At 62.7% G+C, this 25,557-nt stretch carries 23 protein-coding genes and 1 other RNA gene; 18 read left to right on the top strand and 6 right to left on the bottom strand.

The annotated features are described in order from the left end of the window. Positions 1-108: 108 nt before the first annotated feature. From ABUH87_RS03260 to ABUH87_RS03240, 5 genes are all read left to right on the top strand, one after another. Positions 109-849, top strand: a complete 741-nt coding sequence (locus ABUH87_RS03260; protein ID WP_367769424.1) for an SRPBCC family protein — start codon at positions 109-111, stop codon at positions 847-849. Beyond that, on the top strand, positions 846-1,715 hold the full coding sequence (locus ABUH87_RS03255; RefSeq protein ID WP_367769421.1) for an FAD binding domain-containing protein: 870 nt from the start codon (positions 846-848) through the stop codon (positions 1,713-1,715). The genes ABUH87_RS03260 and ABUH87_RS03255 overlap by 4 nt, the downstream gene beginning before the upstream one ends. Beyond that, a complete protein-coding gene (locus ABUH87_RS03250) occupies positions 1,712-2,203 on the top strand; it encodes a (2Fe-2S)-binding protein (protein WP_367769418.1) in 492 nt (163 codons plus the stop codon). Before ABUH87_RS03255 ends, ABUH87_RS03250 begins: the two co-directional genes overlap by 4 nt. Next, positions 2,200-4,992: a xanthine dehydrogenase family protein molybdopterin-binding subunit gene (locus ABUH87_RS03245; RefSeq protein ID WP_367769415.1), complete on the top strand. Its 2,793-nt coding sequence runs from the start codon at positions 2,200-2,202 to the stop codon at positions 4,990-4,992. The genes ABUH87_RS03250 and ABUH87_RS03245 overlap by 4 nt, the downstream gene beginning before the upstream one ends. Positions 4,993-5,165: 173 nt before the next feature. Then, positions 5,166-5,714: an opacity protein gene (locus ABUH87_RS03240; RefSeq protein ID WP_367769412.1), complete on the top strand. Its 549-nt coding sequence runs from the start codon at positions 5,166-5,168 to the stop codon at positions 5,712-5,714. Positions 5,715-5,847: 133 nt separating this feature from the next. Here the strand turns inward: ABUH87_RS03240 and ABUH87_RS03235 are convergent, their stop codons facing one another. The 3 genes from ABUH87_RS03235 to ABUH87_RS03225 form a co-directional block, all read right to left on the bottom strand. Beyond that, positions 5,848-6,204 (bottom strand): hypothetical protein, encoded by a 357-nt coding sequence (locus ABUH87_RS03235; protein WP_367769409.1) that lies wholly within the window; start codon positions 6,202-6,204, stop codon positions 5,848-5,850. A 183-nt stretch (positions 6,205-6,387) separates the two neighbouring features. Next, positions 6,388-7,296, bottom strand: coding sequence for an RNA polymerase sigma factor RpoH (rpoH, locus tag ABUH87_RS03230; RefSeq protein ID WP_367769406.1), 909 nt, complete (start codon positions 7,294-7,296; stop codon positions 6,388-6,390). Between the two features lie 94 nt (positions 7,297-7,390). Continuing rightward, the gene (locus ABUH87_RS03225; protein WP_367769403.1) at positions 7,391-8,338 is read right to left on the bottom strand and encodes an RluA family pseudouridine synthase; all 948 of its coding nucleotides are present in this window, start codon (positions 8,336-8,338) and stop codon (positions 7,391-7,393) included. Between the two features lie 15 nt (positions 8,339-8,353). Here ABUH87_RS03225 and ABUH87_RS03220 point away from each other — a divergent pair, with 15 nt between their 5' ends. From ABUH87_RS03220 to ABUH87_RS03175, 10 genes are all read left to right on the top strand, one after another. Further along, positions 8,354-8,749 carry a M67 family metallopeptidase gene (locus tag ABUH87_RS03220; protein WP_367769400.1) on the top strand — a complete coding sequence of 132 codons (396 nt, stop codon included), beginning with the start codon at positions 8,354-8,356 and terminating at the stop codon, positions 8,747-8,749. 84 nt (positions 8,750-8,833) lie between these two features. Beyond that, positions 8,834-9,478 carry a histidine phosphotransferase family protein gene (locus ABUH87_RS03215; protein WP_367770311.1) on the top strand — a complete coding sequence of 215 codons (645 nt, stop codon included), beginning with the start codon at positions 8,834-8,836 and terminating at the stop codon, positions 9,476-9,478. Positions 9,479-9,525: 47 nt separating this feature from the next. Continuing rightward, positions 9,526-10,230, top strand: coding sequence for an N-acetylmuramoyl-L-alanine amidase (locus ABUH87_RS03210; RefSeq protein ID WP_367769397.1), 705 nt, complete (start codon positions 9,526-9,528; stop codon positions 10,228-10,230). Between the two features lie 8 nt (positions 10,231-10,238). Continuing rightward, positions 10,239-10,679, top strand: an RNA gene (gene rnpB, locus ABUH87_RS03205) — RNase P RNA component class A. Between the two features lie 58 nt (positions 10,680-10,737). Further along, complete coding sequence (locus ABUH87_RS03200) at positions 10,738-11,157, top strand: VOC family protein (protein ID WP_367769394.1); 420 nt, start codon at positions 10,738-10,740, stop codon at positions 11,155-11,157. A 117-nt stretch (positions 11,158-11,274) separates the two neighbouring features. Further along, the gene (locus ABUH87_RS03195) at positions 11,275-12,690 is read left to right on the top strand and encodes a glycosyl transferase family protein (protein ID WP_367769390.1); all 1,416 of its coding nucleotides are present in this window, start codon (positions 11,275-11,277) and stop codon (positions 12,688-12,690) included. After that, positions 12,687-13,898: a hypothetical protein gene (locus ABUH87_RS03190; RefSeq protein WP_367769387.1), complete on the top strand. Its 1,212-nt coding sequence runs from the start codon at positions 12,687-12,689 to the stop codon at positions 13,896-13,898. Before ABUH87_RS03195 ends, ABUH87_RS03190 begins: the two co-directional genes overlap by 4 nt. A 63-nt stretch (positions 13,899-13,961) precedes the next feature. Continuing rightward, the gene (locus tag ABUH87_RS03185) at positions 13,962-14,876 is read left to right on the top strand and encodes a sulfite exporter TauE/SafE family protein (RefSeq protein ID WP_367769383.1); all 915 of its coding nucleotides are present in this window, start codon (positions 13,962-13,964) and stop codon (positions 14,874-14,876) included. Between the two features lie 23 nt (positions 14,877-14,899). Next, complete coding sequence (locus ABUH87_RS03180) at positions 14,900-15,625, top strand: TIGR02186 family protein (RefSeq protein WP_367770308.1); 726 nt, start codon at positions 14,900-14,902, stop codon at positions 15,623-15,625. A 94-nt stretch (positions 15,626-15,719) separates the two neighbouring features. Then, entirely contained in the window at positions 15,720-17,387 is a 1,668-nt protein-coding gene (locus tag ABUH87_RS03175) for an ATP-binding protein (RefSeq protein WP_367769380.1), read from the top strand. Between the two features lie 17 nt (positions 17,388-17,404). On the opposite strand, the gene ABUH87_RS03170 is transcribed toward ABUH87_RS03175, so the two are convergent. From ABUH87_RS03170 to ABUH87_RS03160, 3 genes are all read right to left on the bottom strand, one after another. Further along, positions 17,405-18,889, bottom strand: a complete 1,485-nt coding sequence (locus ABUH87_RS03170) for an MATE family efflux transporter (protein ID WP_367769377.1) — start codon at positions 18,887-18,889, stop codon at positions 17,405-17,407. After that, positions 18,886-19,617 carry a 7-carboxy-7-deazaguanine synthase QueE gene (locus tag ABUH87_RS03165; protein ID WP_367769374.1) on the bottom strand — a complete coding sequence of 244 codons (732 nt, stop codon included), beginning with the start codon at positions 19,615-19,617 and terminating at the stop codon, positions 18,886-18,888. The genes ABUH87_RS03170 and ABUH87_RS03165 overlap by 4 nt, the downstream gene beginning before the upstream one ends. 206 nt (positions 19,618-19,823) lie before the next feature. Continuing rightward, positions 19,824-22,472 carry a valine--tRNA ligase gene (locus tag ABUH87_RS03160; RefSeq protein WP_367769371.1) on the bottom strand — a complete coding sequence of 883 codons (2,649 nt, stop codon included), beginning with the start codon at positions 22,470-22,472 and terminating at the stop codon, positions 19,824-19,826. A 126-nt stretch (positions 22,473-22,598) separates the two neighbouring features. Here ABUH87_RS03160 and ABUH87_RS03155 point away from each other — a divergent pair, with 126 nt between their 5' ends. The 3 genes from ABUH87_RS03155 to ABUH87_RS03145 are packed head-to-tail and all read left to right on the top strand — an operon-like array spanning position 22,599 to position 25,549. Beyond that, on the top strand, positions 22,599-23,717 hold the full coding sequence (locus tag ABUH87_RS03155) for an ABC transporter permease (protein WP_367769368.1): 1,119 nt from the start codon (positions 22,599-22,601) through the stop codon (positions 23,715-23,717). Beyond that, positions 23,714-24,601, top strand: coding sequence for an ABC transporter ATP-binding protein (locus ABUH87_RS03150; protein ID WP_367769365.1), 888 nt, complete (start codon positions 23,714-23,716; stop codon positions 24,599-24,601). The genes ABUH87_RS03155 and ABUH87_RS03150 overlap by 4 nt, the downstream gene beginning before the upstream one ends. Before the next feature lie 9 nt (positions 24,602-24,610). Continuing rightward, a complete protein-coding gene (locus ABUH87_RS03145; protein ID WP_367769362.1) occupies positions 24,611-25,549 on the top strand; it encodes an MlaD family protein in 939 nt (312 codons plus the stop codon). Positions 25,550-25,557: the final 8 nt, after the last annotated feature.

Here is a 25,557-nt window from a genome sequence, read left to right as displayed (position 1 = left end):
ACACTGGATCGTACGATCGGTGCGCCGGGTGGCAGTCTCGTCAGAGTGCCGGACGACAGGCATGTTAAGCATGCGCGCGAACTCGCGTGCGAAAGGGGAGAAGTTTGGATGCGTATGACGGGCGAGCAGGCGATCGCTGCGGGGCGCCGCGAAGTCTGGGACGCGCTCAACGATCCGGCGGTGCTGGCGCAGTGCATTCCGGGATGCCAAAGTCTGGAACGCGATGGCGACAACAGCTTCGTCGCCGTTGCAGAGGTCAAGATCGGCCCCATCGGCGCGCGCTTTAAAGGTCGGGTGGAGCTTTCCGACCTGGATCCGCCCAATGGCTACACGATTACAGGCTCCGGCAATGCAGGGATCGCAGGCTCCGCAAAAGGGGGAGCCAAGGTCCGTCTGTCAGACGCTCCTGGCGGGGCCACCTTGATCTCCTATGAGGTGGATGCCGAGGTTGGTGGCCGGATGGCTCAATTGGGCGGACCGATCATCGACGCAACTGCGAAGAACCTGGCAGGCAAGTTCTTCGCGAAGTTCGGAGAGGTGGTGGGTGCGTCGAGCGACAAGGCCCAGGCACCCGGAAATGGGGATGCCGGCCGGGTAGATATGCCGGTGTCCGAGGCGGCGATCAACGGCACTGCTGCAGCGCCCATCGGCGGTGGCTATGCGCCCATTCAGCCAGCGGCCCCGGCGCCACTATGGGGTTGGGTGGTGGCGCTCGTGCTGGCCGTGCTCACCGGCTTCATGCTGGGGCGCAACTACTATCATGGAGTGGTGGCGCTTATGGTCTCGATCCTCGTGATCCTTGCCGCGGCTGCAGGATACGAGGCAGGGCGCCGTGGAGGGCGCACGTGAAGCCGGCCCCGTTCGATTACGTCGCACCTAAGACAATCGAGGAAGCCTGCCGGATCCTCGATGAGGCTGGGGGTGGCGCCACGGTGATCGCAGGCGGCCAAACGCTCATGCCCTTGCTCAACCTGCGGATGAGCCAGCCGTTCATTCTCGTGGATATCAACAAGGTCGAAGGTCTGTCAGGCGTTAGCCGGACTGCAGATGGAACGCGCATTGGGCCCGCGACACGGCAGGCGGACGCGCTGGGTGACGAGGTGCTCGTCACCCAGCTGCCCGCTCTTGTCCGGGCGCTGGCCCACGTAGGCCATCATCAGACACGCAATCGCGGCACCATTGGCGGCTCCATCGCATTGGGGGAGCCCGCGGCTGAGATGCCAGCCACGGCAGTCGCGCTGGGGGCGATCATCGAAATTGCCTCAGCTCGAGGCAGCCGCCGGGTTCCTGCGCGAGAGTTCTATATCGGTCCTTACATGACCATGCTGGAGCCGGACGAACTGATCACCGGGATCGTCTATCCTGACTGGCCGGAAGCGCATCACGTGCTGTTTCGGGAAGTTGCGCAGCGCCCCGGCGACTTCGCCCTGGTCGGCATGGTGGGCGCCGCGGTAGTTGAGCAGGGCAGGGTGGTCCGCGCTGGACTGGCTTGGTTCGGAATGGGGCCCACTCCCGTCGCCATGCACCAGTTGGAGAGCGCTCTGATCGGCCAGCCACTCGACAGCCTCTCTTCGGAGGCGCTCGCGGATGCCGCCATCGCCGATACAGCGCCTTTCGATGACCATCATGCAAGCGCTGAGTACCGCCGCACCGTGGGGCGCCGGATCTTCAAAAAGACGCTGAGCGAAGCTTTCGCTCTGAGGGAACCCGCATGAGCGATCACGCCATTCAGTTAACTGTCAACGGTCGTCGCCAGTCCAGCACTGTCGAGGCGCGCACTTCGCTTGGTGACTTCCTGCGGATGGACGCTGGTTACACCGGCGTGCACATTGGGTGTGAGCACGGCGTTTGCGGTGCCTGCACCGTGGTGGTCGATGGACGGGCAGTTCGATCCTGCCTCATGCTCGCCGTACAGGCGGACGGCTGCGAGGTCACGACAGTCGAGGGGCTGGCGGATCCCGAAGGCACTCTCCATCCTGTCCAGCAGGCGATGCGTGACGCTCATGGGCTGCAATGCGGCTTTTGCACTCCGGGTGTGGTCATGACGTTCGCTGCTCTGACTTCCGGTGGGGACAAGCCTTCGGAAGAGCAACTGATTGCCGCTATGTCGGGCCATATCTGCCGTTGCACCGGCTATCAGGGCATTCGGAAGGCAGCGCAGGTCCTCGCCGGAAACATCACGCCAGAAGGGGAGGCGGCATGAGCGAGGCCGACACTCCGGTCCGCCCTGAAGGCGCTCCGGGCATTGGTGCAACCCGTTGGATCGGGAAGCGTGTTCCCCGCAAGGAGGATGCGCGGCTGCTGACGGGGCGCGGGCAGTACACAGACGATGTGCTGCTGCCGGGCACGTTGCATGTGGCTTTCGCGCGCAGTCAGGTGGCGCGGGGAAATATCCTCTCGATCGATACCAGTGCCGCCCAGGAGATCCCGGGTGTTCACGCCGTCATGCTCGCGAAGGATCTGGCGAGGCAGCCCATCACGATGATGAGCTTCTTCTTCACGCCCTCGGAGGTGCCGGTCACGCCCCTAGCGGATACGTACGTGCAGTACGTCGGCGATCCGGTCGCGCTCGTCATTGCGGAGACGCGCGCGATCGCCGAAGACGCCGCGGCGCTGATTACCGTTGAGTACGAAGAGCTCGAGCCGGTTGTCACGATAGCGCAGGCCATGGCCGGGCAGCCGATCCATCCCGGCACGGACAGCAACGTCGCGGCTGAGATCGGAGATGAGGAACCTGAGGATGAACTTGCGGAAACGCTGAGCGCCGCTGCCTACAACATCCGCCAGACTGTCATCCACCAGCGGATCTCGCAGGCCCCGATGGAGAACCGTGCGATTCTGGCAACCCGGGAGGGGCCGGAAGAGCTGACGCTCTACATCACGTGCCAGAGCCCTCATAATATCGCCCGGTGGGTCAGCCTTGCGCTTGGATTGCCCGAAGGTGCAATCCGCGTGATCGCCAAGGACGTAGGCGGCTCATTCGGTCTGAAGAACACGCCCTGGAAGGAGGAATGCGCGGTCATCTGTGCGGCGATGCTGTTCGGCCGTCCGCTCAAGTGGACGGAGGACCGCTACGAGGCGCTGACAGCCTCATCTCAGGCGCGCGAAGCGGAAATGCGGCTGCAGGTAGGCTTCGGCGCCGACGGGCGGATGCTGGCCAGCCATGGCGTCTATGACTGCAACAACGGCGCTTATCCGCAGGGCGCCGACAACAACATCGCCGTCCACATGTTCCTTTGGCCTGCATACAAGATGCCGGCTTACGGCTTCGTTAGCCGGGGGTGGTATACGAACACCAATGGCCTTGCCGCCTATCGTGGCCCTTGGGCCATGGAGTCTCTCATCCGTGAGACGCTGCTCGACAAGGCGGCGCGGCGCATCGGCATCGATCCCGTGGAAATCCGCCGGCGCAATCTCGTCTACCTTTCGGACCAGCCGACCACTTCATGCATGGGCATCCCGGTGGACGACATCACGCCTGGCGAGTGTCTGGAGAAGTTGGTCGCCAATTTCGATATTCCGGCTTTCCGCCGCGAACAGGCGGAGGCGCGCAAGCAGGGCCGCTACCTGGGCCTCGGCATTGCTGCCTACATCGAACCCACCGGCTCGGCGGGATCAATGGCGCCGATGACGGGCGAACTGGCTCAGGTGCGGATCGAGCCAACCGGTAAAGTCACCGCAACCATGTCCACGCACTCGCAAGGGCACGGTACGGCGACCACAATGGCGCAATGCATCGCGGATCGCCTGGGCGTGCGCTACGAGGACGTGACCGTCTATGAAGGCGACAACACGCGTGGTGGCTTCGGTCCGGGCGCTGCGGGCAGCCGCCAAGGTGTCATCGGCGGAGGAGCTGCTATTCGCGCTTCCGAGATGCTGGCAGAAAAGGTGAAGGCGCTGGCGGCCCATCTTTATAACGCCTCGGCAGATGCGGTCAGTATCGAAGAGGGCATGGTGCACGTGGCCGGTGCGCCCGAGATGTCGCGCCCGATCGGCGAACTTGCAAACATCGCCTATGGCGAGCCGCACCGTCTGCCGCTTGATTTCGAAGCAGGTCTGGAGGTTCAGTTCCGCTACCAGCCTCCCCCTATGACGATGACCAGCGCAGCACATGCCTGTGTGGTTGAAGTCGACGCCGACACCGGCTTCGTGAAAATTCTGCGCTGGATCGCCTCTGAGGACTGCGGCACCGTGATCAACCCGGCTGTGGTCGAAGGGCAGGTTGCAGGCGGGCTTGCCCAGGCCATCGGGATGGTGCTGCTGGAGGACATGCCATACGACGCCAGAGGCAATCCAGCGGCTGCGACTTTCAAGGACTACCTGCTGCCCGCGATCACCGACGTCCCTGTGTTCGAGTACATCCACGCCAACACGCCTTCGAAGACGATTGGCGGCATGCGAGGCGTAGGGGAAGGTGGCGCTATCATCGGGCCGCCGACGCTGGTGAATGCCATCGCCGATGCGCTGAGCCCGTTCGGTGAGATCGAGGAACTGGTCCTTCCGCTAACGCCCGCCCGCATCCTTGACGTGATCGAGCAGCGCGATGTCTCCGGCACTGCTAGACAGCGGGCCGCCACCGCCACCACCGACGCATACACTGCAGATCCGGCTTCTCCGGATACCCACCTCCAAGAACCTCCACCGACCGACTCCTTGGTGCTCCCCGGGGGCACGGAAGCGCTGGAGCAGGCAAGCACCGGCATCGATGGCGAATGGAACATGGTTCTCAAGACACCGATGGGCCCCCAGGCCATGACGGCACATTTCGAGACCGCTGGGCAGGCACTCTCGGGCTACCTTTCGGCTCCTGAAGGCCGACAGGATTTCGCGGGCGGCACATGGGAGGATGGCCGCGCCAGGTTTGAGGTGAAAGTGGAGCAGCCGATGAAGATCACGCTAAAGTACGATCTGCAGGTGGATGGCAACGCCATCACCGGCAAGTGCAAGATGGGGATGTTCGGCTCGGCCAAGGTCACTGGCGAACGCAGCTGATCGCAAACCGGCCTTCCGCTCCGCGAGCGGGGTAGGGCTCCATCGAGCCGCCGTAAGTGATGCAGTTGTGCCACAGTTTTTATTAATGGTCTCCGAGCCGAAACTCTCGGCCGGGCTGTTTTGTTATGACAGCCTCAAGGGTCAGCAACTGACAGAATACCTCGGAGATTTTGATGAAGAAGTTTTTGCTCGCCGCGGCCATTGCATTGGGCGTTCCGGCTGCCGCCGCTGCCCAGGAGACGGCACCTGACGGCACCCCCGCATTCGGCATTGAGCCCTACGTCGGCGTACTCGGCGGCTATCACGAGTTCGACCGGGACAGCGAGTTCGGTTCGCCGCGTGGCGGTGAGATGAACGGCGGCCTCATCAGCGGCGTCGCTGGCGTAAACGTTCCGCTCGGCCCGGTCTTTGCAGGTGTCGAAGGCAACGCCACGAAGGGCTTTGGCGACATCGACTGGGAATACGGCGTTCGCGGACGTCTGGGTGCCCGCGCTGGTGACAGCGGCATGATCTTCGCTTCCGCTGGATACCAGTGGGTGAACGGCAAGCGCGCCTACGCCGACGAGAAGGACTGGATCTACGGTGTCGGCGTGGAAGTCGGGCCGAAGGATATCGGTCTTGGCGGGATCACCACCAACAGCGGCATCCGTCTGCGTCTGCAGGCAGAAACGTACGACTTCGATAGCATCCGGCCGATGGCCGGTGTGATCGCACACTTCTGATGAGAGAGGAGCCGGCCGAGTGCCGGCTCCTTTCCTTCCTCAATTTGTACCCGAGCGGGTCAGGCGATCGACAGATCGGCTTGCAAATCTACCCCGAGCGAGGGGCGTATAGCTTTTCGACAAACATCGATGTTCACAGCTTTCCAAGCGCTCGTTTGGCATCGAACACCGCATCGGCCGCTTCGCCCTTCAGTCGACCGACGTCCTTGTCGAACTGCGCGACGATCCTGGGTGCGGTGAGGCCGTCCATCCCTTCTCTGACCAACCGCTGATATTCCTGCCGATCGTCGGCCTTGGCGAACATGCGCGCCTGGTGCTCACGGATCGCGGCCTCAAGCTTGAGGCGCTCGGCCGGACTTACATCCTTCTTCGCTGCGGCGAGGCTTGCCTGGTAAGCCTCCTGGCTGCTGCCGTCGATCACTGTGGGCCCCTCGTTGCTGCCGCAGGCGGCAAGGAGGGTGCATGCAAAAAGGGCAGGGCTGAAGCGCATAATCGTATCCACGCAAGAGTTTGCGAAAGGTGCCGAACGCGTGTTCGACGACGTTTCGGAATCAACCGAGCAGCGTGCCTGACGTTCCCGTACCGTCTTCGCTTTGTGAAACGCTTCCGGGCGCAACAAGAAAGGGCCGCCCTTCCGGACGGCCCCTCCATGGTCCTGGGACTTTCGGCTCGATCAGCCAACTGCGGGGAGCAGCCGCTTATCGGTCGCGATACGGTTCACAGCTTTCTGCAGCTTTTCGAAGGCGCGAACCTCGATCTGACGCACGCGTTCGCGGCTGACATGATAGACCTGGCTCAATTCCTCGAGCGTTTTCGGGTCGTCCGTAAGGCGACGTTCGGTCAGGATGTCGCGCTCGCGCTCGTTGAGCGTGTCCATCGCCTCGACCAGCAGGTCGTGACGCACGGTCTTCTCTTCGGCATTGGCAACGATCTCATCCTGCAGCGGATTGTCGTCCTGCAGGATGTCCATCCACTGGCCTTCGCCTTCCTCACGCAGCGAGACGTTGAGCGATGCGTCGCCCCCCATCATCATCCGCCGGTTCATGTTGACCACTTCCTGCTCGGACACGCCAAGCGTGGTCGCGATCGACTTGACGTCGTCGGGGTGCAGGTCGCTGTCCTCGTACGCGTCGAGGTTCTTCTTCATCCGTCGCAAGTTGAAGAACAGCTTCTTCTGCGCGGCAGTCGTGCCCATCTTGACCAGGCTCCACGAGCGCAGGATGAACTCCTGGATCGAGGCCTTGATCCACCACATCGCGTATGTGGCCAGGCGGAAGCCCCGGTCGGGCTCGAATTTCTTGACGCCCTGCATAAGGCCGATGTTCCCCTCGGAGATCAGCTCGGACACGGGCAGGCCATAACCGCGATAACCCATCGCGATCTTCGCCACGAGGCGAAGATGGCTGGTCACCAGTTGCGCAGCCGCCTCGGGATCCTCATGTTCCTTGTAACGCTTCGCGAGCATGTATTCCTGCTCTGGCGCAAGCACCGGGAACTTCTTGATCTCGGAAAGATAGCGGTTGAGGCTCTGCTCGCCCCCGAGTGCGGGAACGGCCGGAAGATTGCGTTCCTTTTTACTCACGTGTTCCGTCCTTTCTGTGTCGGCCCACGGTCAAAGACCCAGGTAGGCGTCTTAGCTTGGGGCCACATGTTCAGTATAGCACACATATCCGATTTCAGTGTCTCAATTCCTTGATCAGTGTCATCATGTCCGTTGGTATGGCACTGACGAAGTGGACCGTTTCTCCTTTAACGGGGTGGACGAAACCGAGTTCCGCGGCATGTAGTGCCTGGCGGTGGAATTCGAGCCGATCGAGGAGAGGTCGCAGCGCGGATGGTGTGCGTCCATAGGCTGGGTCCCCTAATAGCGAATGCCCGATTGACGACATGTGAACGCGGACCTGATGCGTCCGTCCCGTCTCCAGGCGACACTCCACCAAAGCCGCGGCCTTGAGGGTTTCCAGTACGTTGTAATGGGTTACGGCGTGCTTCCCGCGTCCGTCTGCCACGACTGCCATCTTCTTGCGGTTTGCGGACGAGCGGGCAATTGCACCCTCGATGCGGCCGGCGCGCGGGCGCGGCATGCCTGAAACGACAGCGCGATAGGATCTTACGATGGAGTGCGCAGCGAACTGCTGTGCCAGCCCCTCATGCGCGCGATCGCTCTTCGCGACCACCAGAAGGCCTGACGTGTCCTTGTCGATCCGGTGTACGATTCCTGGACGGGCAACGCCGCCGATACCTGAAAGCTGGCCATGGCAGTGGTGGAGCAGCGCATTCACGAGAGTTCCATCCAAGTTGCCCGCAGCCGGATGAACGACAAGTCCCGCTGGCTTGTCGACAACGATCAGATCATCATCCTCGTGAACCACCGTCAGGGGGATCTCCTGAGCCTCAGCCTCGGCTGGAGCCGCCTGGGGCACCGAAATCGTGAATGATGTGCCAGGTGCGATCTTGAGCGAAGGCTGAAGAGCGGCTTTGCCGCCAATCGTCACCATTCCCTCGGCCATCAGAGCTTTGACGCGTTCTCGAGAAAGGCCGCTCGCGTCCGCAAGGGCCTTGTCGAGTCTCGCGGTCTCCGGACCCGTGACCCCGACGATCTTGTTTTCATTCCCCCCGTTCACGCATACGATTTATGCATGACCATCAAGGTAACAAGTGGCGTGATGGCCACACTGCGAAAGGAAGCCGCGAGAACCGCACCTGACGAGTGCTGCGGACTGCTGCTCGGCAGCGGACAGCGGATCAAAACGGTGGCGATCGCGCGGAACGTCTCCCCTGAGCCGCGAACGCGGTTTGAGATTGATCCCCTTGCTTTGTTCGCAGCGCACAAGGCCGCGCGGGCGGGCGGGCCGCAGGTGCTCGGCTACTTTCACTCGCACCCATCCGGCCACCCGGTGCCATCCGCCACAGACTGCGAACATTCCACCGGCGATTTGCGGATATGGGCCATCGTTGCTGGCGACGAGGTTGCTTTCTGGCGCGATAGCGGGAATGGCTTTACTTCGCTTTCCTGTCAGGTCGTCGAACGCTAGGCTGAAATGCCAGACAATCGGCGAGTGACGCGCGGACGCTCCGGACTGCTCGGAGCGGCGAATGAAGGACGGATGCACGAGACAATGACGACCAGCTCGCTCGACCTTGCCAGCCTGCTTTGCTCGCGGCTCTGCCACGACATGCTGAGTCCCGTGGGCGCCTTGAGCAATGGACTCGAGCTGCTTGCGGATGAGAAGGATCCGGAGATGCGGCAGCGCTGCTTCGAACTTCTGGAGCAAAGCGCCCGCATATCGGCAGACAAACTGAAGTTCTTCCGTTTGGCGTTCGGCGCTGCGGGCGGGTTCGGTGAGCTCGTTCCGGTGAATGAGGCGCGTGTGCTCGTCGATGCTCTCATCGCCAACAATCCGCGGATCAGCGTCGAGTGGGCACTCGGCAGCGAAGCCATGCCCAAGACCGCGATCAAGACACTTCTGAACTTCGCCCTGATCGGTATCGAGGCACTGCCGCGCGGCGGCACTCTGTCGCTGGCGGCCGAGTTGCGCGAAGGGGCCAGCGAGATCGTAGTGCGTGCCGAAGGGCCGCGCATAGCTTTCGATCGCGAAATCGGGCGCGCACTGGAAGGGGCCATGCCCTCTGCCGAGCTGTCCAGCCGCACCGCTCCGGCGGCGATGCTCGCTGCCCTTGCCGAGACGGTGGGCGGACATCTGCAATTCGTCTTGAGCGACGAGGCGCTGGTGCTTGGAGCGATGCTGCCGCAGACGGCGTAGGACGCGCAGGATACCGTACCGGCTGCAGGACGGGGAGGGGCAGAACGATGAACCGTTGGCTGGTCAATCGTGTGGTGCAATCACCCAACTGCAACGATCGGGCGCTGCCCATTTCCATGGTGGTGCTGCACTACACCGGCATGCGCACCAGCGGAGAGGCACTGGCGCGGCTTTGTGATCCCTCCTCGCAGGTCTCCGCGCATTACCTTATCGAAGAGGATGGGACCGTCATCAATCTGGTGCCGGAAGAGAAGCGCGCCTGGCACGCAGGCAGGTCCTATTGGAGCGGAACCACCGATGTGAACTCGGCCAGCATCGGGATCGAGCTTGTCAATCCAGGACACGAATTCGGCTACCGACCCTTTCCGGAGCCGCAGATGGACGCTCTGCTGCCGTTGCTCGCTGATATTATTGACCGGCACGACATCCCTCGCGCGAACGTCGTTGGGCATTCGGACGTCGCGCCGGCGCGCAAACAGGACCCGGGCGAGTACTTCGACTGGGTGCGCCTGGGCCAACTGGGCCTCGCTCTTGAAGTGCCCAAGGCGAGGATGAACCTGTTTTACGACAATCCAGGCGCGTTCTATCTCGCCCTGGAGAGGTTCGGCTACGATATCACCGACGGCAGGGCGGCTGTGACAGCTTTTCAAAGGCGCTGGCGCCCCGAGTATATCGATGGCGAGATTGATGGCGAAATCGGCGGCATCCTGTTTGAGCTTTTGTTGGACCGCGACATCGGTCGTGCTAGGTGAGCCGCGCGTCGGGGAGCCGGGCAGCCGCGTCGTTGCATCTGCAACGCCGAGGAAAGTCCGGGCTCCACGAAACAAGGGTGGCGGGTAACGCCCGCCGGGCGAGGGGCCTTGGCTCCGAAGCTTAGGGAAAGTGCCACAGAGAGTAGACCGCCGAACGCTCTTCGGAGAACTAGGTAAGGGTGAAAGGGTGCGGCAAGAGCGCACCGCGCTTCCGGTAACGGCAAGCGGCATGGCAAACCCCACCCGGAGCAAGACCGAATAGGGGCTGCGGGCCGGCGTCAGCGAAAGCTGGGAGATCGGCGGGTTTGTTTCGGACCCAGGCAGCCCGGGTTGGTCGCTGGAGCGGTGCAGCAATGTACCGCGTAAGAGGAATGGCTGCCCTTGGCGATACGGTCCTGAATGGGATACCGTCGGCAAGACAGAACCCGGCTTACAGGCTCCCCGGCGTAACAGACTTGAGCGGGCCAGAGCAGTCCCGCATGTACGGGCGTACCAAGGCAGACATCCATGATCAGCTATCTACACACCATGATCCGCGTCACCGATCCCGAGGCAACGATCCGCTTTTTTAATCTTATCGGGCTGGAAGAAGTCCGCCGCTTCGACAATGAGCAAGGACGCTTCACCCTGATCTTCCTTGCCGCACCGGGCCAGGAGGGTGTGGCAGAAGTCGAATTGACGCATAACTGGGACCCGCAGGAATACACCGGCGGGCGCAACTTCGGCCATCTCGCATATCGCGTGGACAACATTTACGAGACTTGTCAGAGGCTTATGGATGCCGGCGTGACGATCAACCGTCCGCCTCGGGACGGCCACATGGCCTTCATCCGTACGCCCGATGGCATCTCGGTGGAGCTTCTGCAGGACGGTCATCTGCCTGCTCAAGAACCTTGGGCAAGCATGCCCAACGAGGGGACCTGGTGACGTCAAAGACGCGCCGGGCGCCCGACTTGTTGATTAACAGGCGTTAGTTCTCCTTACAGAATTGTAAATGGCGCCCACTCCCGCCGGTCTGTAACGGACCGCAGGGGGTGCGTATCATTGACCGAACAGCTTGTTCCAGTCTCGCTCGGGGTGCTGCAGTTCCTGCATCAGGAACTGCTCTATTTCACCGTGTTCTGGTTCGTTCTGGGGGCTCTGGACGAAATGCTCGTCGACGCCATTTGGCTCGGCCTGTGTTTGGTACGCAGAGTGCGTCCCTCCCAACGGATCTCACCTGCAATCAGCGGCCAGCCAAGCGCGCCCCTCGCGGTTTTCGTGGCCGCCTGGAAAGAGGCGGCCGTGATCGGGCACATGGTTGGCCATGCCCTGCGTGTCTGGCCGCAGCGGGACCTGCGCCTCTACGTGGGCTGCTACGGGAATGATCCAAGCACGGTCGCGGCTGCCATGTATGCAGCGCGTGGCGACACAAGGCTGCGCATTGTTATCCATGATCGGCCGGGTCCCACCACAAAGGCCGACTGCCTGAACCGCGTCTATCGTGCCATGTGCGAAGACGAGCAGCGGCAGGGGTTTCGCTTTGGCGGCGTCGTCATGCACGACGCGGAAGATATGGTGCATGCTGACGAAATCGCCGTGATCGAAGCCGGGCTGGCGCACGCAGAGTTCGTGCAGTTGCCGGTATTGCGGGAGCCGCAGCCTCGCTCTCCCTGGATTGCAGGACACTACTCGGACGAGTTTGCTGAGGCACACGCAAAAGCGCTCGTCGTCCGGGATGCGTTAAAGGTCCCGATCCCGGCCGCCGGAGTGGGGTGTGGCTTTGCTCGTGAACGTCTTGGATGGCTGGCAAGCCTACGCGCAGGCGAGGGCGGAGACGGTCCGTTTGCGTCCGAGTGTCTGACCGAGGATTATGAACTCGGGCTGCTGTTCTCGCATGATGGGGGGCGATCGCGCTTCCTGCGCCTGCGAGGCTCGGACGGCAGTCTTGTCGCGACCCGCGCCTATTTTCCTTCGACGCTGGAGACCGCCGTGCGACAGAAGACGCGGTGGATCCATGGCATTGCGTTGCAGGGTTGGGATCGGCTCGGTTGGTCACGTCGCCCGACTGACGTCTGGATGCGGCTGCGCGACCGTCGGGGGCCTTTGATGGCGCTGGTCTTTGCCTCAGCATATCTGTGGCTATGCATTTCCGCAGTGCTGCTTGCCTCACGCGCCGGAGGGTGGAGCACCATTGTGACTCCACCATCTCCAGCGCTGCGCTGGATGCTGATGCTGTGTCTGTTCAGCCTGTTCTGGCGGATGGTTATGCGCTTCGCTTTCACCACGAGTGAGTATGGCTGGCGGGAAGGCGCTCGATCGGTCCTGCGCATTTTTGTTGCCAACATTATCGCGATCATGGCCGGACGCCGCGCCCTGTTCGCCTACGTGAGGACGCTCAGGGGCGCATCTGTCGTGTGGGATAAGACAGAACACCTCATCCACCCTGCTACGCTGCGAACCCAAGGGGCGCCTTCATGAACCAGGAACGTCGACGGCGGGCACGGGGACAGCCTTTGGTGGTGCTGATGGCGCTGCTTCTAGGCTGGACCGGTGCGCGGATCACAAGCCTCGGCGAAGGGGGAGGAGTGAGCCTGCCGGAGGTGGTGCTCACGGTCGGAACCGCGACTGCCGCACAAACGGCGAGAGGTGCGCACTCTGTAGCGCCTGGTCCGCTATCTTATGCGGGAACGGGCTACCCTGACGTTCCGGAGATGGCGTACCATACGCCGGGGTGGCTCAGCTCGCAGTGGCTCGGTGCAGCCGGAGCGCCCCGCGGCACCCTTGTAGACGCCCGAACAACGAGGCTAGATCCTCGAGCACTCCTGGCGGAGCCGTCTCCAGACAACGAGCGGTTCTTTGCAGGCTTGCCGACCGATGGCGTCGTGCCCCCTGTCCGCAACGAGGACAGCTTGTACGCTGCAGCCCTCCCGGCCCTGCCGAGCGGGTCACGCCGTATTCCAAGCTCCAGCAGATACGGAGAAGTCGCGGCTCTGCTCGGCGGCCGACTGGGCAAGCTCACTCTAGATCGTAGCCGGTGGTCGGCCGATGCCTGGACGCTGATGCGCGATGATGGCGGTGTTGTGCTTCCCAATGGCGCCTTGCCCGCAACTTACGGGGCAAGCCAGGCAGGAGCCGTACTGCGTTACCGGCTCAGTTCGCGAGATCCTCGCCGACCCACCGCCTATCTGCGGACGACATCAACTCTTGGCGCAAGCACCGAGACATCGCTCGCCGTTGGCCTCTCCGCCCGGCCGCTTACCCGTGTTCCGATCGTGGGCGCTGTCGAGGGGCGCCTGACCGATCAGGCGGGCTCTCGGAGAGTGCAGCCGGCCGCTATGATGGTGACAGAGCTTCCGGCGCTTGCCTTGCCCGGCAGGTTGCAGGCAGAGGTCTATGGTCAGGCCGGTTACGTTGGCGGTCGGTATGCGACGCCTTTCGCGGACGGCCAGGTGCGCGTAGATCGTCGTGTCTTCAGCGCTGGTCGCTATGAGGTGCGCGTCGGCGCAGGAGCGTGGGGCGGTGCGCAGAAGGGCGCGGCTCGCCTGGATGCTGGGCCGGCTGCCGTGCTGACAATGCCGCTGGCGCCGCAGGTGTTCGGACGTATCGGAGTGGATTACCGCTTTCGGGTTGCCGGGGATGCTGAACCGGGATCGGGCCCGGCGCTGACAGTCGGCGCCGGCTTTTAATAATCCACTCTTTTTCTTCTGGCGCTTTCCTCGGCCACATGGGTGAGCTAGCGAAGCTTGCCGATGGATGTTTACCTCCCGATAGCCAACCTGTCTGTGAATGGGTTGATCATCGTGGGCCTTGGTGCGCTCACGGGTGTGCTCTCTGGCATGTTTGGCGTGGGCGGCGGATTCCTGACGACGCCGCTGATGATCTTCTATGGAATACCGCCGACGGTCGCGGCAGCTTCGGCGGCCAGCCAGGTGACGGGGGCGAGCGTTTCCGGAGCCTTTGCGCACTCAAGGCGAGGCGGAGTCGATTATCAAATCGGTTCGGTGATGGTCGCAGGCGGCGTGGTGGGCACAGCGATCGGCGCGGTGCTGTTCAACGTGCTCGTCCAACTGGGCCAGATCGATACGGTCATCAACATACTGTACGTCCTCCTTCTGGGCTCCATCGGCGGCTTGATGGCCCGGGAGAGCATCCAGGCGCTCAGAGCTGAAAGAAGCGGGACACCGCTTCCCGCGCGTAAGCGCCGGCACCATCCGCTCGTGGCCAGTTTGCCGATGCGGTGGCGGTTTTACAGGTCCGGGTTATACATCTCGCCACTGGCGCCACTCCTGCTGGGGGTCGTCACCGGGATTCTCACGATGCTGATGGGGATCGGCGGCGGTTTCGTGCTCGTCCCCGCGATGCTCTACATCCTGGGCATGAGTGCGAACGTAGTGGTTGGGACTTCGCTGTTCCAGATCCTGTTCGTGACCATGGCCACTACCATGATGCATGCCCTCACGACGAAGTCAGTGGACATCGTGCTTGCTACTCTGCTCCTGGTCGGTTCGGTCACAGGCGCGCAGATTGGGGCGCAGTTTGCGCAGAAGGCCAGCCCGGTGAAGCTGCGCCTGGTGCTGGCGGTGATCGTCATTCTGGTGGCGCTTCGTATGTCTGTTGGGCTGGGCTTCAGGCCGGCGGACATCTACTCGGTGGCGCCGCTGTGAGAGCGGCGCTGGCCCTATTTCTGATGCTCTTCCTTGGCGCCGCGCGCGATCCGATTCTGGTGCCTGAGGTGTCGCAGCACGAAGTGCTGCTGCGACAGGGCTTTACCGGAACGGAGTTGCTTCTTTTCGGCGCTGTGCTCAACCCGCAGGGTAGCCGTGCGGCACAGGAATACGACATCATCGTTGTTCTGAAGGGGCCTACACAGTCCATCGTAGTGCGCGAAAAGCAGAAGGTCGCCGGCATCTGGATCAATGCCGAAAGCACTGAATTCCGTTCTGCGCCGTCCTATTACGCTATCGCGTCGACCCGACCGATCGACGAGATCGTCGATGACAAGACCGCTGCAATCTATGAGCTGGGCCTGCAGTGGTTGCAGCTTTCGCCTATCGGAGCCATCGAAACTGATGAGCAGTCCCGCTTTTCGGAAGGGCTGGTCGCCCTGAACGTGAAGAATGGCCTCTACCGACAGGAAGAGGGCTCAGTCAAAGTGAGCGAGCAGGTCCTCTACCAAGCCCGGATTGGCTTACCTTCAAGTGTTCCCATCGGAGTATACACTGCAGAGACATTCGCCGTTTCCGACGGTCGCGTAGTCGCTTCGGCAAGCAGCACCGTTGAGGTGCGCAAGATCGGCCTTGAGCGCGCCATTGCCGACTTCGCGGAGCAGTATGGCTTGTTCTATGGGCTGCTCGCCGTCCTTGTGTCGGTCGGTATGGGGTGGCTGGCGGGAAGGCTCTTCGCGCTCATCTGACGATGTGCTGTGCCGGCTTAGGCGCGCGTTAACTCCAACAACCTAGACGGATTGGACTTTCTTGGTCGTTCGGTAGCGGAACATGACATTTTACATGGCTGAATTCGGAGGTGCCCGGCCAGCCCACATCTCCGATGTTGCGGCACGAGGTTCCGGTGTCGGTGATCCTCGTGAGCCTATCGGCGTGGTGATCGAAATCGCCGGAGCGGGCTCGAAGATCGTCCTCGACGTACCCCGCCTTACCGAATGCTCGCTCGACAGTGATCCGTCGGTGGCGCTTTCTGGCCAAGTCGGAACCCAGATTAAGATACGCACCGGAGATACCTGGCTGCTGGCCACGGTTCGCAGCCAGAGGCAGGACGCGAACTCATCGGATGCGATCGTCGCCGTCATCGATTTCCTGGGCGAAGGTAACGTGGAGCCGCAGACTGGGGGCATTCGTGCCTTCCGCCGAGGCGTTACGATCTATCCGATCCCCGGATCGCTGATCTATCCCGCCACCGACGATGATCTTCGGCAGGTCTACGCTGGCACCGGTCAAACGTCGATCCAGATCGGCGATGTCTTTCCTACGAAGGGTATCCGGGCCGGCCTCTACATCGACGCGTTGCTGGGCAAGCACTTTGCGCTTCTCGGGTCTACCGGCACAGGCAAGTCAACGGCAGCGGCTCTTATCCTTCACCGGATCTGTGAGGCGGCGCCGGAGGGTCATGTGGTGATGATCGACCCGCACGGGGAGTACGGAGCAGCGTTCCGTAACAACGGCATCACCCTGGACGTCAGCAACATGCAGATGCCCTACTGGCTCATGAACTTCGAGGAGCACTGCGAAGTGTTCCTGACGGCGCGGGGCGATGAGCGGCAGGAAGATGCAGAGATCCTTGCCAAGTGCCTGCTGGAGGCGCGCACGCGCAATCGTCTCTCGCAAGGGCTGGGGAAGGTCACAGTCGACGCCCCGATCCCGTACCTGCTTTCTGATCTGACCGCGATCGTCAACGCTGAGATGGGCAAGCTCGACAAGGGCCGTACCACTGCGGGCTATCTGCGCATCAAGAACAAGATCGACGAGATCAGGGCGGATCCCCGTTACCAGTTCATGTTTTCCGGCATGCTGGTGGGCGACACGATGGCTGAGTTCGTCGCCCAGCTGTTCCGCTTCCCCTCCAACGGCCGCCCGATCTCGATCATCGATGTGTCCGGCGTGCCTTCGGACATCACCTCAACCGTCGTCGCTGTGCTTAGCCGGCTGGTGTTCGACTTTGCCGTGTGGGCCCGCGACGAGCGGACGCAGCCCATTCTTCTCGTTTGCGAAGAAGCGCACAGGTATGTGCCGAACGAGCGGAACGCCGACGGATCCTCGGTGGGCCGCATCCTTTCGCGGATCGCCAAGGAGGGACGCAAGTACGGCGTTTCGCTGGGCCTCATCACGCAGCGGCCGTCCGATCTTGCAGAGGGTGTGCTCTCCCAGTGCGGCACGATCATCGCCATGCGCCTCAACAACGATCGAGATCAGGCGTTTGTCCGTGCTGCCATGCCGGAAGGCGCGCGCGGTTTCCTTGATGCCATACCGGCCCTTCGCAACCGTGAGTGCGTGATCTGCGGTGAGGGCGTTTCGATCCCGGTCCGTGTATCTTTCGACGATCTGGAGGAATTTAAACGCCCCGCGTCGTCCGATCCATCGTTCGCCGCGCTGTGGTGCCAGAACGAGGGAGAGGAGGCGCTGGTTCATCGCGTTGTTCAGCGCTGGCGGTCCGGGCGCTAATCGCCCCTTGCTTGCTTTCAGGCGGCCGGGGCACCTTGCCGTGGCGGCGCCGCTTGGCCCCGCCGCCAGCGGCCGCGCATATAATAAGGGACGGTCAGCAGCACCGAAATGGCGGAGCCAAAAGGATACGCCCACCAGACGGCTTCTCCGCCGATGTAGGGATAGGCCAGAGCGTAGAAGCCCAGGCGTCCGGGGTAGAGGGCCACGAACATGATCACCATCGGCACCACGACCACGCCGTAAGCGCGCATCGTTCCTGACAGGATCATGCTGACGCACATCAGGACGAACGACCAGGTGCAGACGAGCTGGATGTGCTGAGCGATTGGCATGGCCGGACTTTCGGGGCCCAGGAACAAGGCGAGCAGCGGCCTGTCCGCAAGCACGATCAGCGCGGCCAGAACCAGCGACATCAGGACGGTCGCGTAGAGCCCGACACGGGTGACATCCCCGACGCGCTTGTGCTTGTTTGCGCCGATTGCCTGCGCCACCATGGCGCTGACCGCCGAGCTCACTGCGAAGGCCGGCATCTGCAGGTAGTTCCAAAGCTGCAGAGAGGCGCCGTACGCTGCGGCTGCGTTCAACCCCTCGCGATTCACGAGACCGATCATCACAAGTCCGGCTGAAGAGGCGAGCAGCATTTGCGCGCCCATCGGAATGCCCTTCGTCACCACATAGCGGAGCGCTTCGCCGCCGGGGATGAGGTAGCGGAACTCCGCCCCGCGCAGACGCAATGGCAGGTCCTGCGAATAGATGCGCCACAGCTGGTAGCCGAGACCCGCGATGTTCGCGAACGCCGTCGCCATGGCCGATCCCGCGATGCCAAGTGCCGGCACCGGTCCCAGTCCCATGATGAGCAGCGGATTGAGGACGACATCCACGGCAGCAGTCAGGATCATCGCGTAGAGCGGTGTCTTGGAATCACCGGCGCCGCGCATCCCCATCGAGACCATCATCGAAACGACGCCGAAGGGAATCGTGATGAAGACCACCTGCAGGTAGGCATGGGCCATGGCTGCACTGGCCGCAGGCGTCCCGAGCAGGCGGAGAATGTCGGCAGCAAACAGCCAGCCCACCACGGCAGTGGCAATGCCGAGCACGATGCAGAAGCCAACACCGGTGCCGAAGTTCTGCCGTGCCGTGTCGAAGTCGCGGGATCCGAAGAACTGACCGACCCGCACCGTTGTCGCCGTGCCAAAGCCGATCACGAGCGCGAACAGCATGAACATGATGATGTTGGCGTTCGCGGTCGCGGCCAGAGCACTCTCGCCGAGCAGGCGCCCAACCCAGATTGCGTTGATCGATCCGTTGAGCGTCTGCAGCACGCTGCTGATCAGCATCGGGATGGAGAACATCAGCAGGGTGCGCAGGATCGGACCTTGCGTCAGGTCTCCGCGCAGCGTCTCGGGCATGTCCCGCGGAGCCCGAGGCGGAGGTGTTTGGGGCAGCGGCTGGGTCTCTGCCGCATTCTCGCCGAGAGGGATCGGTGACGCCTCGTTCATGTCCCTCTCGTGTCGCCCCACAAGTGGATGTGCAAACGATCCGTGAAGCGCAGACCGTGGCTGACACAGGCATCTGCGAGCCAGGCCTGTCGCGCACGAAGCTCGGCGGTGGAGCGGCCTTCCGCCATCAGGAACAGGCGGTCGCCCGTCATTCCATATTGCTGTTGCAGGCCCAGAACTTCGGCCAGGTCGTCGTCGGTAGCTACCACGAACTTGAAGAAGGCGCGTGCGTTTCCCGACCAGCCTGTCAGGCGCTCGGGAAGCAGTGCAAGCTCAGCCGGATTGCCGCTGTGCGCAAGCTTGGGACTGACATTGTACTGATGAACCAGCGGGTCCAGCGCAGGATGAGGCGCGACAGTACCGTTGGTCTCTATCTCGACATGCATGTTCGGCAGCAACGCACAGAGGCGAGCGAGTGCCGCGCCTTGAAGGAGCGGTTCGCCGCCGGTGATGACCAGCCGGACGGGAGGAAGGGCGGCGATGCGAGCGGCCACATCCTCTTCGGCAAGGGCGATCTGATTGGCCTGCCGCTCGAAGGTCAGCGCATCGCGGTGCGGGCGGTTATCGCCTGTAAACCGCCAGGTGTACGCGGTGTCGCACCACTGACACGCCAGATTGCAGCGCGAGAGGCGCAGGAAGGTGGAAGGCCGCCCGATAGAGGGCCCTTCGCCCTGAAGAGATGCAAAGATCTCCGGCTCGCCGGGCGTGGTGGTAGCCAGCGTCAGCATGAGACTGTCAACCGCGTCCGCTGCTCCGCTCGGTTGCCGCAGTTGCCGGTGTCCAGGAGAAGGACGGCAACCCCCTGCTTTCTGCCGCGCGGCGGAACGTTACGAGAGAGGATGGCGCAAAGGATCACGCTGGCGCAGATGGCAGATGCGGGCGGCGTAGGAAACGGTTTTTGTCGCCTGGCCGCCTGCATTCCAAGTTCTGAGTTTCACCCCAGGCGCTTGAGTGCCGCCGCCAGCCGCTCTGCTTCTGCCGAATGAGCCTCATGATCGGCACGCGCCTTCTCAACCGCTTCGGGCTTCGCCTTTTCGACGAAGGCGGGGTTTTGCAGCCGCTTGGCCAGAGAATCCCGTTCCTTCTGTGAAGCCGCGAGAGCCTTCTCCAGCCGGGCCTTCTCGGCGGCGATGTCGATGACGCCTTCGAGCGGGATCGCCAGCATGGCATCGCCTGCGCCGACTTGCATGGCAGCGCCAGCAGGTGCGGGCTCGAAGCGGATGGAATCGAGCCGGGCAAGGCGATCGATTGCGGCGCCGTTGCGTTTGATGATCGCGCTGGTCTGGTCTGACGGTTCAGCGATGTAGGCGGTGAGACGGGCGCCCGGAGCGATGCCCAGTTCCGCCTTTGCAGCACGCAGGTTGCCGACCAGCGAGATCAGCCACTCGACCTCTGCCTTCGCCTGACGATCAACTTGCGGGTTCGGCTGCGGCCACTGGGCGACGATCAGCTCGTAGGGGCGTTCGCCCATCTTCGACCAGAGTTCTTCCGTCACGAAGGGCATGAACGGATGGAGCATGACCAGGATCTGGTCGAGCACCCAGCCGGCCACGGCTTTCGTCTCGTCATCGAAGGAGCCCTTGATCAGTTCGATGTACCAGTCACAGAACTGGTTCCAGACGAAGTGATAGATCGCATTGGCCGCTGCGTCGAAGCGCAAGTCGGCCATGGCTTTGTCGAGCGCGGCGACAGTCTCCACGACTTCGCCGATGATCCAGCGGTTCACGGCGCTCGTGGCAGCGGGAGCGGCCACCGAGGTGCTCGCGGTGATCCCGTTGGACTGGCAGAAACGCGCCGCGTTCCACAGCTTCGTGGCGAAGTTGCGGTACCCCTCGACGCGCTTTTCATCCATCTTCACGTCGCGGCCCTGACTCTCCATGGCGGCCATGAAGAAGCGCAGCGCGTCGGCCCCGTACTGATCGATCAGGCCGAGTGGATCGACCACATTGCCCTTGGATTTGGACATCTTCTGCCCGTCCGCCGCGCGCACCAGGCCATGCAGGTAGAGCCGCTTCCACGGCACTTCCTTCATGAAATGAATGCCCTGCATCGCCATCCTCGCATCCCAGAAGAACAGGATGTCGAAGCCGGAGATCAGCAGGTCGTTGGGGTAGTGCTTGGCGAGCAGGGGGGCATCTGCGTCCGGCCACCCGAGCGTGGCGAAGGGCCAGAGCGCGCTGGAGAACCAGGTGTCGAGGACGTCCTCGTCGCGGGTCAGTGTCTTATTACCAGCCTGCGCCCGGGCTTCCTCTTCTGTCTCGGCGACGAAGATGGAGCCATCGTCGGCATACCACGCCGGAATGCGATGACCCCACCACAGCTGGCGTGAGACGCACCACGGCTGGATGTTTTCCATCCAGTTGAAGAAGGTCTTTTCCCAGCTTTTGGGCACGATCTCGATCGCGCCGGAGCGCACTGCCTCCAGCGGCGGCTTGGCGAGCGTTTCCGCATCGACGTACCACTGATCCGTCAGCCACGGCTCGATGACCACGCCGCCGCGGTCGCCGTAGGGTGTCTGGATCACGCGGTCTTCGATCTTCTCGAGCAGGCCGTCCTGGTCCACCAGTTCGACCACGCGCTTGCGCGCATCGAAGCGGTCAAGCCCGATCAGCTCGGCGGGGATCAAGGCGTCGGCGGTCTGGCAGACATGGGCCTCGGCATCGAGCATGTTGAGCATGTCTGCCGCCTTGATCCCGGCGCGCTTGCCCACTTCGAAGTCGTTGAAGTCATGCCCCGGCGTGATCTTCACCGCACCCGAGCCCAGCTCCGGGTCGGCATGCTCATCGGCGACGATGGGGATTTCACGTCCGGTGATCGGCAGAGTTACCGTTGCCTTGCGCTCCAGCAGATGCTTGTAGCGCTCGTCGTTCGGATTCACCGCCACGGCCATGTCGGCCAGCATTGTCTCTGGGCGCGTGGTGGCAACGGAGATGTGGCCCGAGCCGTCCGAGAGCGGGTACTTGAAGTGCCAGAACTTGCCGTCGATCTCGCGCGTTTCGACCTCGAGGTCGGAGATCGCGGTCTTCAGCCGCGGGTCCCAGTTCACCAGTCGCTTGTCGCGGTAGATCAGGCCCTGATTGTAGAGATCGACGAAGACCTTCACAACCGCGCGCGTGAAATGCGGGTCCATGGTGAACTGCTCGCGGCTCCAGTCCATCGAACAGCCGAGACGCCGCAGCTGGCCGGTGATCGTGCCGCCGCTCTCTGCCTTCCACTCCCACACCTTGTCGATGAAGCCTTCGCGCGTGTAGTTGGAGCGCTTGTCGCCCTTAGCCTCCATCTGACGCTCAACGACCATCTGCGTCGCGATCCCGGCGTGATCGGTTCCGACTACCCACAGTGCGTCCTTGCCGCGCAGGCGCTCATAGCGGATCACCACGTCCTGCAGGGTGTTGTCCAGCGCATGGCCGATATGGAGCGAGCCGGTGACGTTCGGCGGCGGATTCACGATGGTAAAGGGTGCCGCGTCCGGGCGGTCGGGGCGGAACAGGCCCTTGCCCTCCCAGTGCTGGTACCACTTGGCCTCGATCGCTGCGGGATCAAAGGTCTTGTCGAGCATCGTTGCTGCGCTATCCTCGGTCATGTCGCGCGCTTTGCCAGCGCGGCTGTTCGCGTGCAAGCGGGCACGGCTGCTTGCCACCTCGTTGCCTTTTATCGCGCTCGTGGAACCCCTTGCCGCGCGGGGGATTATCCCCCATGACGAGGGCGCATGCGGGAACGGGCTGATTTTACTCTTGCCGAGACACGGGAAGACGGCGTGCCCACACTGGCGCTGAGCGGCCCCTTGCGCATCCATTCGCTCGATAATCTCGATACGAAGCTGGATGCAGTGGACGCCAGCACCTTCCGGCGCATCGACATGTCCGGGGTTTCCGACATCGATACGACCGGCGCGTGGCTGATCCAGCGTTTCGCGCGGGAACACCAGGCGGAGATCGTCGGTCAGAGCGACCAGACGCGGCGCCTTTTCGCCGCCATTGGCGAGCTCGAAAGCGAAAAAGCGGAGATCGAGCAGTCGCCGGGGATAATGACCCGCACATTCAGCGATGTGGGTGGCGTTATCATTTCCTGGAGGGAGGGCTTCGTTCGAATGCTCGACTTTCTGGGTGATACGATCGTCAGCATGGCGGCAGTGCTGCGGCATCCCTCGCGCCTGCGCGGCACGGCGATGGTGCATCACATGCAGTATATCGGCATCAACTCGCTGTGGATCATCGGGCTGATGAGCTTCCTCATCGGCATCGTCATTGCGCAGCAGGGTGCGGTACAGCTCGCGCAGTTCGGCGCGGAGATCTACACGATCAACCTGACGGGCCGGCTCTCGATGCGGGAGCTTGGCATTCTCATGACCGCCATCATGGTGGCAGGCCGATCCGGCTCTGCATTCGCGGCCCAGATCGGCACCATGAAGCTGACTGAGGAAGTTGATGCCATGCGCACGATCGGCGTTTCGCCGATGGAAGCGCTGGTCGTTCCCCGTGTTTTCGCGTCTGTGCTGATGATGCCGCTGCTGGGCTTCTACTCGGCGGTGATCGCGATCATCGGGGGCGCCTTCATCTCGAACTTCGCGCTCGACATTCCGTTCTTCACCTTTCTGCAGCGAACGCAGGAGGTTGTGCCGATCACAGACGTGTGGATCGCTCTCATCAAGGCGCCCGTGTTCGCTCTGATCGTCTCCCTTGCCGGGTGCTATCAGGGCATGCAGGTGAAGGGCAGTGCGGAGGAGGTGGGTCTGCGCACGACCCAGGCGGTGGTTACTGCGATCTTCACCGTGATCGTGTTGGACGCCTTCTTCGCGATCTTCTTCACCGAGATCGGGTGGGCATGAGCCAGGAGCCATCCTCGCCGCAGAGCACTGTCCCGGACCCGCAGTACCCCATCGTAGTGAAGGGGCTGCGCAACGCGTTCGGCGATCACGTGATCCACGAAGATCTCTCGCTCGAAGTGCGCAAGGGAGAGATTCTGGGCGTGGTGGGCGGATCGGGTACGGGCAAGTCGGTGCTGATGCGCTCCATCATCGGGCTCCAGGAGCCTGCTGCGGGCGACGTCTGCGTTCTGGGCCATTCGATGGGCGAGGACCAGGAGGAAGACGAGGTTGACCTCCGCTCGCGATGGGGCGTGCTGTTCCAGGGCGGTGCTTTGTTCTCGACGCTGACCGTCGGGGAGAACGTGGAAGTCCCGCTCAAGCAGTTCTACCCGAACATGAGCGAATCGCTCCGGAGCGAGGTGGCGCGCTTCAAGGTTCGGCTCTCTGGACTGCCTGACGATGCTTCGTTCAAATATCCCTCAGAGCTTTCCGGCGGAATGCGAAAGCGCGCGGGTCTTGCCCGCGCTCTGGCGCTGGATCCTGAGCTGCTGTTCCTCGACGAGCCTACTGCAGGGCTCGATCCGATCGGCGCGGCCGCGTTCGATGAGCTGACTCGGGAACTCAAGGAGACGCTGGGGCTTACGGTCTTTTTGATCACGCACGATCTGGATACGCTTTACGCGATTTGCGACCGGGTGGCGGTGCTGGCAGACAAGAAGGTTATTGCTGTCGGCACGATCCCTGAACTTCTGGCGCTCGATCACCCGTGGATCCAGGAGTACTTCAATGGTCCGCGCGGCCGAGCCGCAGAAACCGCCCGAGCGGGTCACCAGGGGCAAGTGAAGCCGGCGGCAGTGGCTGCCGCCCCAAACAATGCTGGCGCAGCACAAGAGCCGGGGGCATAGGACGAGACGATGGAGACAAGGGCCAACCACGTCTGGGTCGGTGCAATTACCCTCGCTTTGCTCGCATTGCTGGCCGGGTTCATCATCTGGATCGCGCGCCTGAACCAGGGTGCGCAGAACGAGTATGACATTTTCTTCCGCCAGTCCGTCGACGGGCTCGCGAAGGGGTCCGGGGTAGACTACGCAGGCGTACCCGTCGGGCAGATCAGCCAGATCGAGCTGTGGCCGCAGGACCCCAGCTTCATCCGCGTGCGCATTCGCGTCGACGAGAAAGTGCCGATCACGGTGGGCACCACCGCCTCGATTCAGGGCAGCTTCACCGGCCTTTCCGACATTCAGCTAGAGGGCGCGGTGAAAGGCGCTCCCCCGATCGTGGAGCCGGGGCCAGAAGGTGTGCCCGTCATCCCGACCAAACGGGGAGGGCTGGGCGAGATTCTGGCCAATGCGCCGCTGCTGCTGGAGCGGCTCGCCACGCTGACGGAAAACCTCAACCTGCTGCTGAACGAAGAGAACCGTCGCTCGCTGACCGGGATCCTGGCCAACACGAACAAGATGACGCGCGACATTGCCGCCGCAACGCCTGAGTTCCGCGGCGCCCTGGTCGAGCTGCAGAACTCGCTTTCGCAAGCCACCCTGACGCTGCGCGCTTTCGAGGGCGTGGCCCACAAGGCGGACGATCTGCTTGGCAGCGAAGGCAACTCGCTGGCCGTCCAGCTGCGCCAGACCCTGGCTTCTGCCCAGGGGGCGATGGAGCAGCTCAACAAAACGCTGGAAAGCGCACAGCCAGCACTCGATCAGGTTTCCAGCTCGACCATTCCGGCGACCGAGGCTGCCATTCGTGACTTGCGGGCGACCACGCGCGCGCTGCGCAACGTGACCGAAAAAATCGACCAGGAGGGAGCCGGCTCTCTGATCAAAGGTCCGAAGCTGCCGGATTATGAGCCATGACGCTGTTC

This window comes from Novosphingobium rhizovicinum (genome assembly GCF_040813635.1).
GTDB lineage: Bacteria > Pseudomonadota > Alphaproteobacteria > Sphingomonadales > Sphingomonadaceae > Novosphingobium > Novosphingobium rhizovicinum.
Note: the sequence above shows the minus strand (reverse complement) of the source record. Positions and strands in the feature narration are given on the sequence as shown.

What these genes read in the sequence shown, in the direction of transcription:
- ABUH87_RS03260 (WP_367769424.1), top strand. Translation starts at nt 109, where the DNA reads ATGCGTATGACGGGCGAGCAGGCGATCGCTGCGGGGCGCCGCGAAGTC.
- ABUH87_RS03250 (WP_367769418.1), top strand. Translation starts at nt 1,712, where the DNA reads ATGAGCGATCACGCCATTCAGTTAACTGTCAACGGTCGTCGCCAGTCC.
- ABUH87_RS03245 (WP_367769415.1), top strand. Translation starts at nt 2,200, where the DNA reads ATGAGCGAGGCCGACACTCCGGTCCGCCCTGAAGGCGCTCCGGGCATT.
- ABUH87_RS03240 (WP_367769412.1), top strand. Translation starts at nt 5,166, where the DNA reads ATGAAGAAGTTTTTGCTCGCCGCGGCCATTGCATTGGGCGTTCCGGCT.
- ABUH87_RS03235 (WP_367769409.1), bottom strand. Translation starts at nt 6,204, where the DNA reads ATGCGCTTCAGCCCTGCCCTTTTTGCATGCACCCTCCTTGCCGCCTGC.
- ABUH87_RS03220 (WP_367769400.1), top strand. Translation starts at nt 8,354, where the DNA reads ATGACCATCAAGGTAACAAGTGGCGTGATGGCCACACTGCGAAAGGAA.
- ABUH87_RS03215 (WP_367770311.1), top strand. Translation starts at nt 8,834, where the DNA reads ATGACGACCAGCTCGCTCGACCTTGCCAGCCTGCTTTGCTCGCGGCTC.
- ABUH87_RS03210 (WP_367769397.1), top strand. Translation starts at nt 9,526, where the DNA reads ATGAACCGTTGGCTGGTCAATCGTGTGGTGCAATCACCCAACTGCAAC.
- ABUH87_RS03200 (WP_367769394.1), top strand. Translation starts at nt 10,738, where the DNA reads ATGATCAGCTATCTACACACCATGATCCGCGTCACCGATCCCGAGGCA.
- ABUH87_RS03190 (WP_367769387.1), top strand. Translation starts at nt 12,687, where the DNA reads ATGAACCAGGAACGTCGACGGCGGGCACGGGGACAGCCTTTGGTGGTG.
- ABUH87_RS03185 (WP_367769383.1), top strand. Translation starts at nt 13,962, where the DNA reads ATGGATGTTTACCTCCCGATAGCCAACCTGTCTGTGAATGGGTTGATC.
- ABUH87_RS03180 (WP_367770308.1), top strand. Translation starts at nt 14,900, where the DNA reads ATGCTCTTCCTTGGCGCCGCGCGCGATCCGATTCTGGTGCCTGAGGTG.
- ABUH87_RS03175 (WP_367769380.1), top strand. Translation starts at nt 15,720, where the DNA reads ATGGCTGAATTCGGAGGTGCCCGGCCAGCCCACATCTCCGATGTTGCG.
- ABUH87_RS03170 (WP_367769377.1), bottom strand. Translation starts at nt 18,889, where the DNA reads ATGAACGAGGCGTCACCGATCCCTCTCGGCGAGAATGCGGCAGAGACC.
- ABUH87_RS03165 (WP_367769374.1), bottom strand. Translation starts at nt 19,617, where the DNA reads ATGCTGACGCTGGCTACCACCACGCCCGGCGAGCCGGAGATCTTTGCA.
- ABUH87_RS03160 (WP_367769371.1), bottom strand. Translation starts at nt 22,472, where the DNA reads ATGACCGAGGATAGCGCAGCAACGATGCTCGACAAGACCTTTGATCCC.
- ABUH87_RS03155 (WP_367769368.1), top strand. Translation starts at nt 22,599, where the DNA reads ATGCGGGAACGGGCTGATTTTACTCTTGCCGAGACACGGGAAGACGGC.
- ABUH87_RS03150 (WP_367769365.1), top strand. Translation starts at nt 23,714, where the DNA reads ATGAGCCAGGAGCCATCCTCGCCGCAGAGCACTGTCCCGGACCCGCAG.
- ABUH87_RS03145 (WP_367769362.1), top strand. Translation starts at nt 24,611, where the DNA reads ATGGAGACAAGGGCCAACCACGTCTGGGTCGGTGCAATTACCCTCGCT.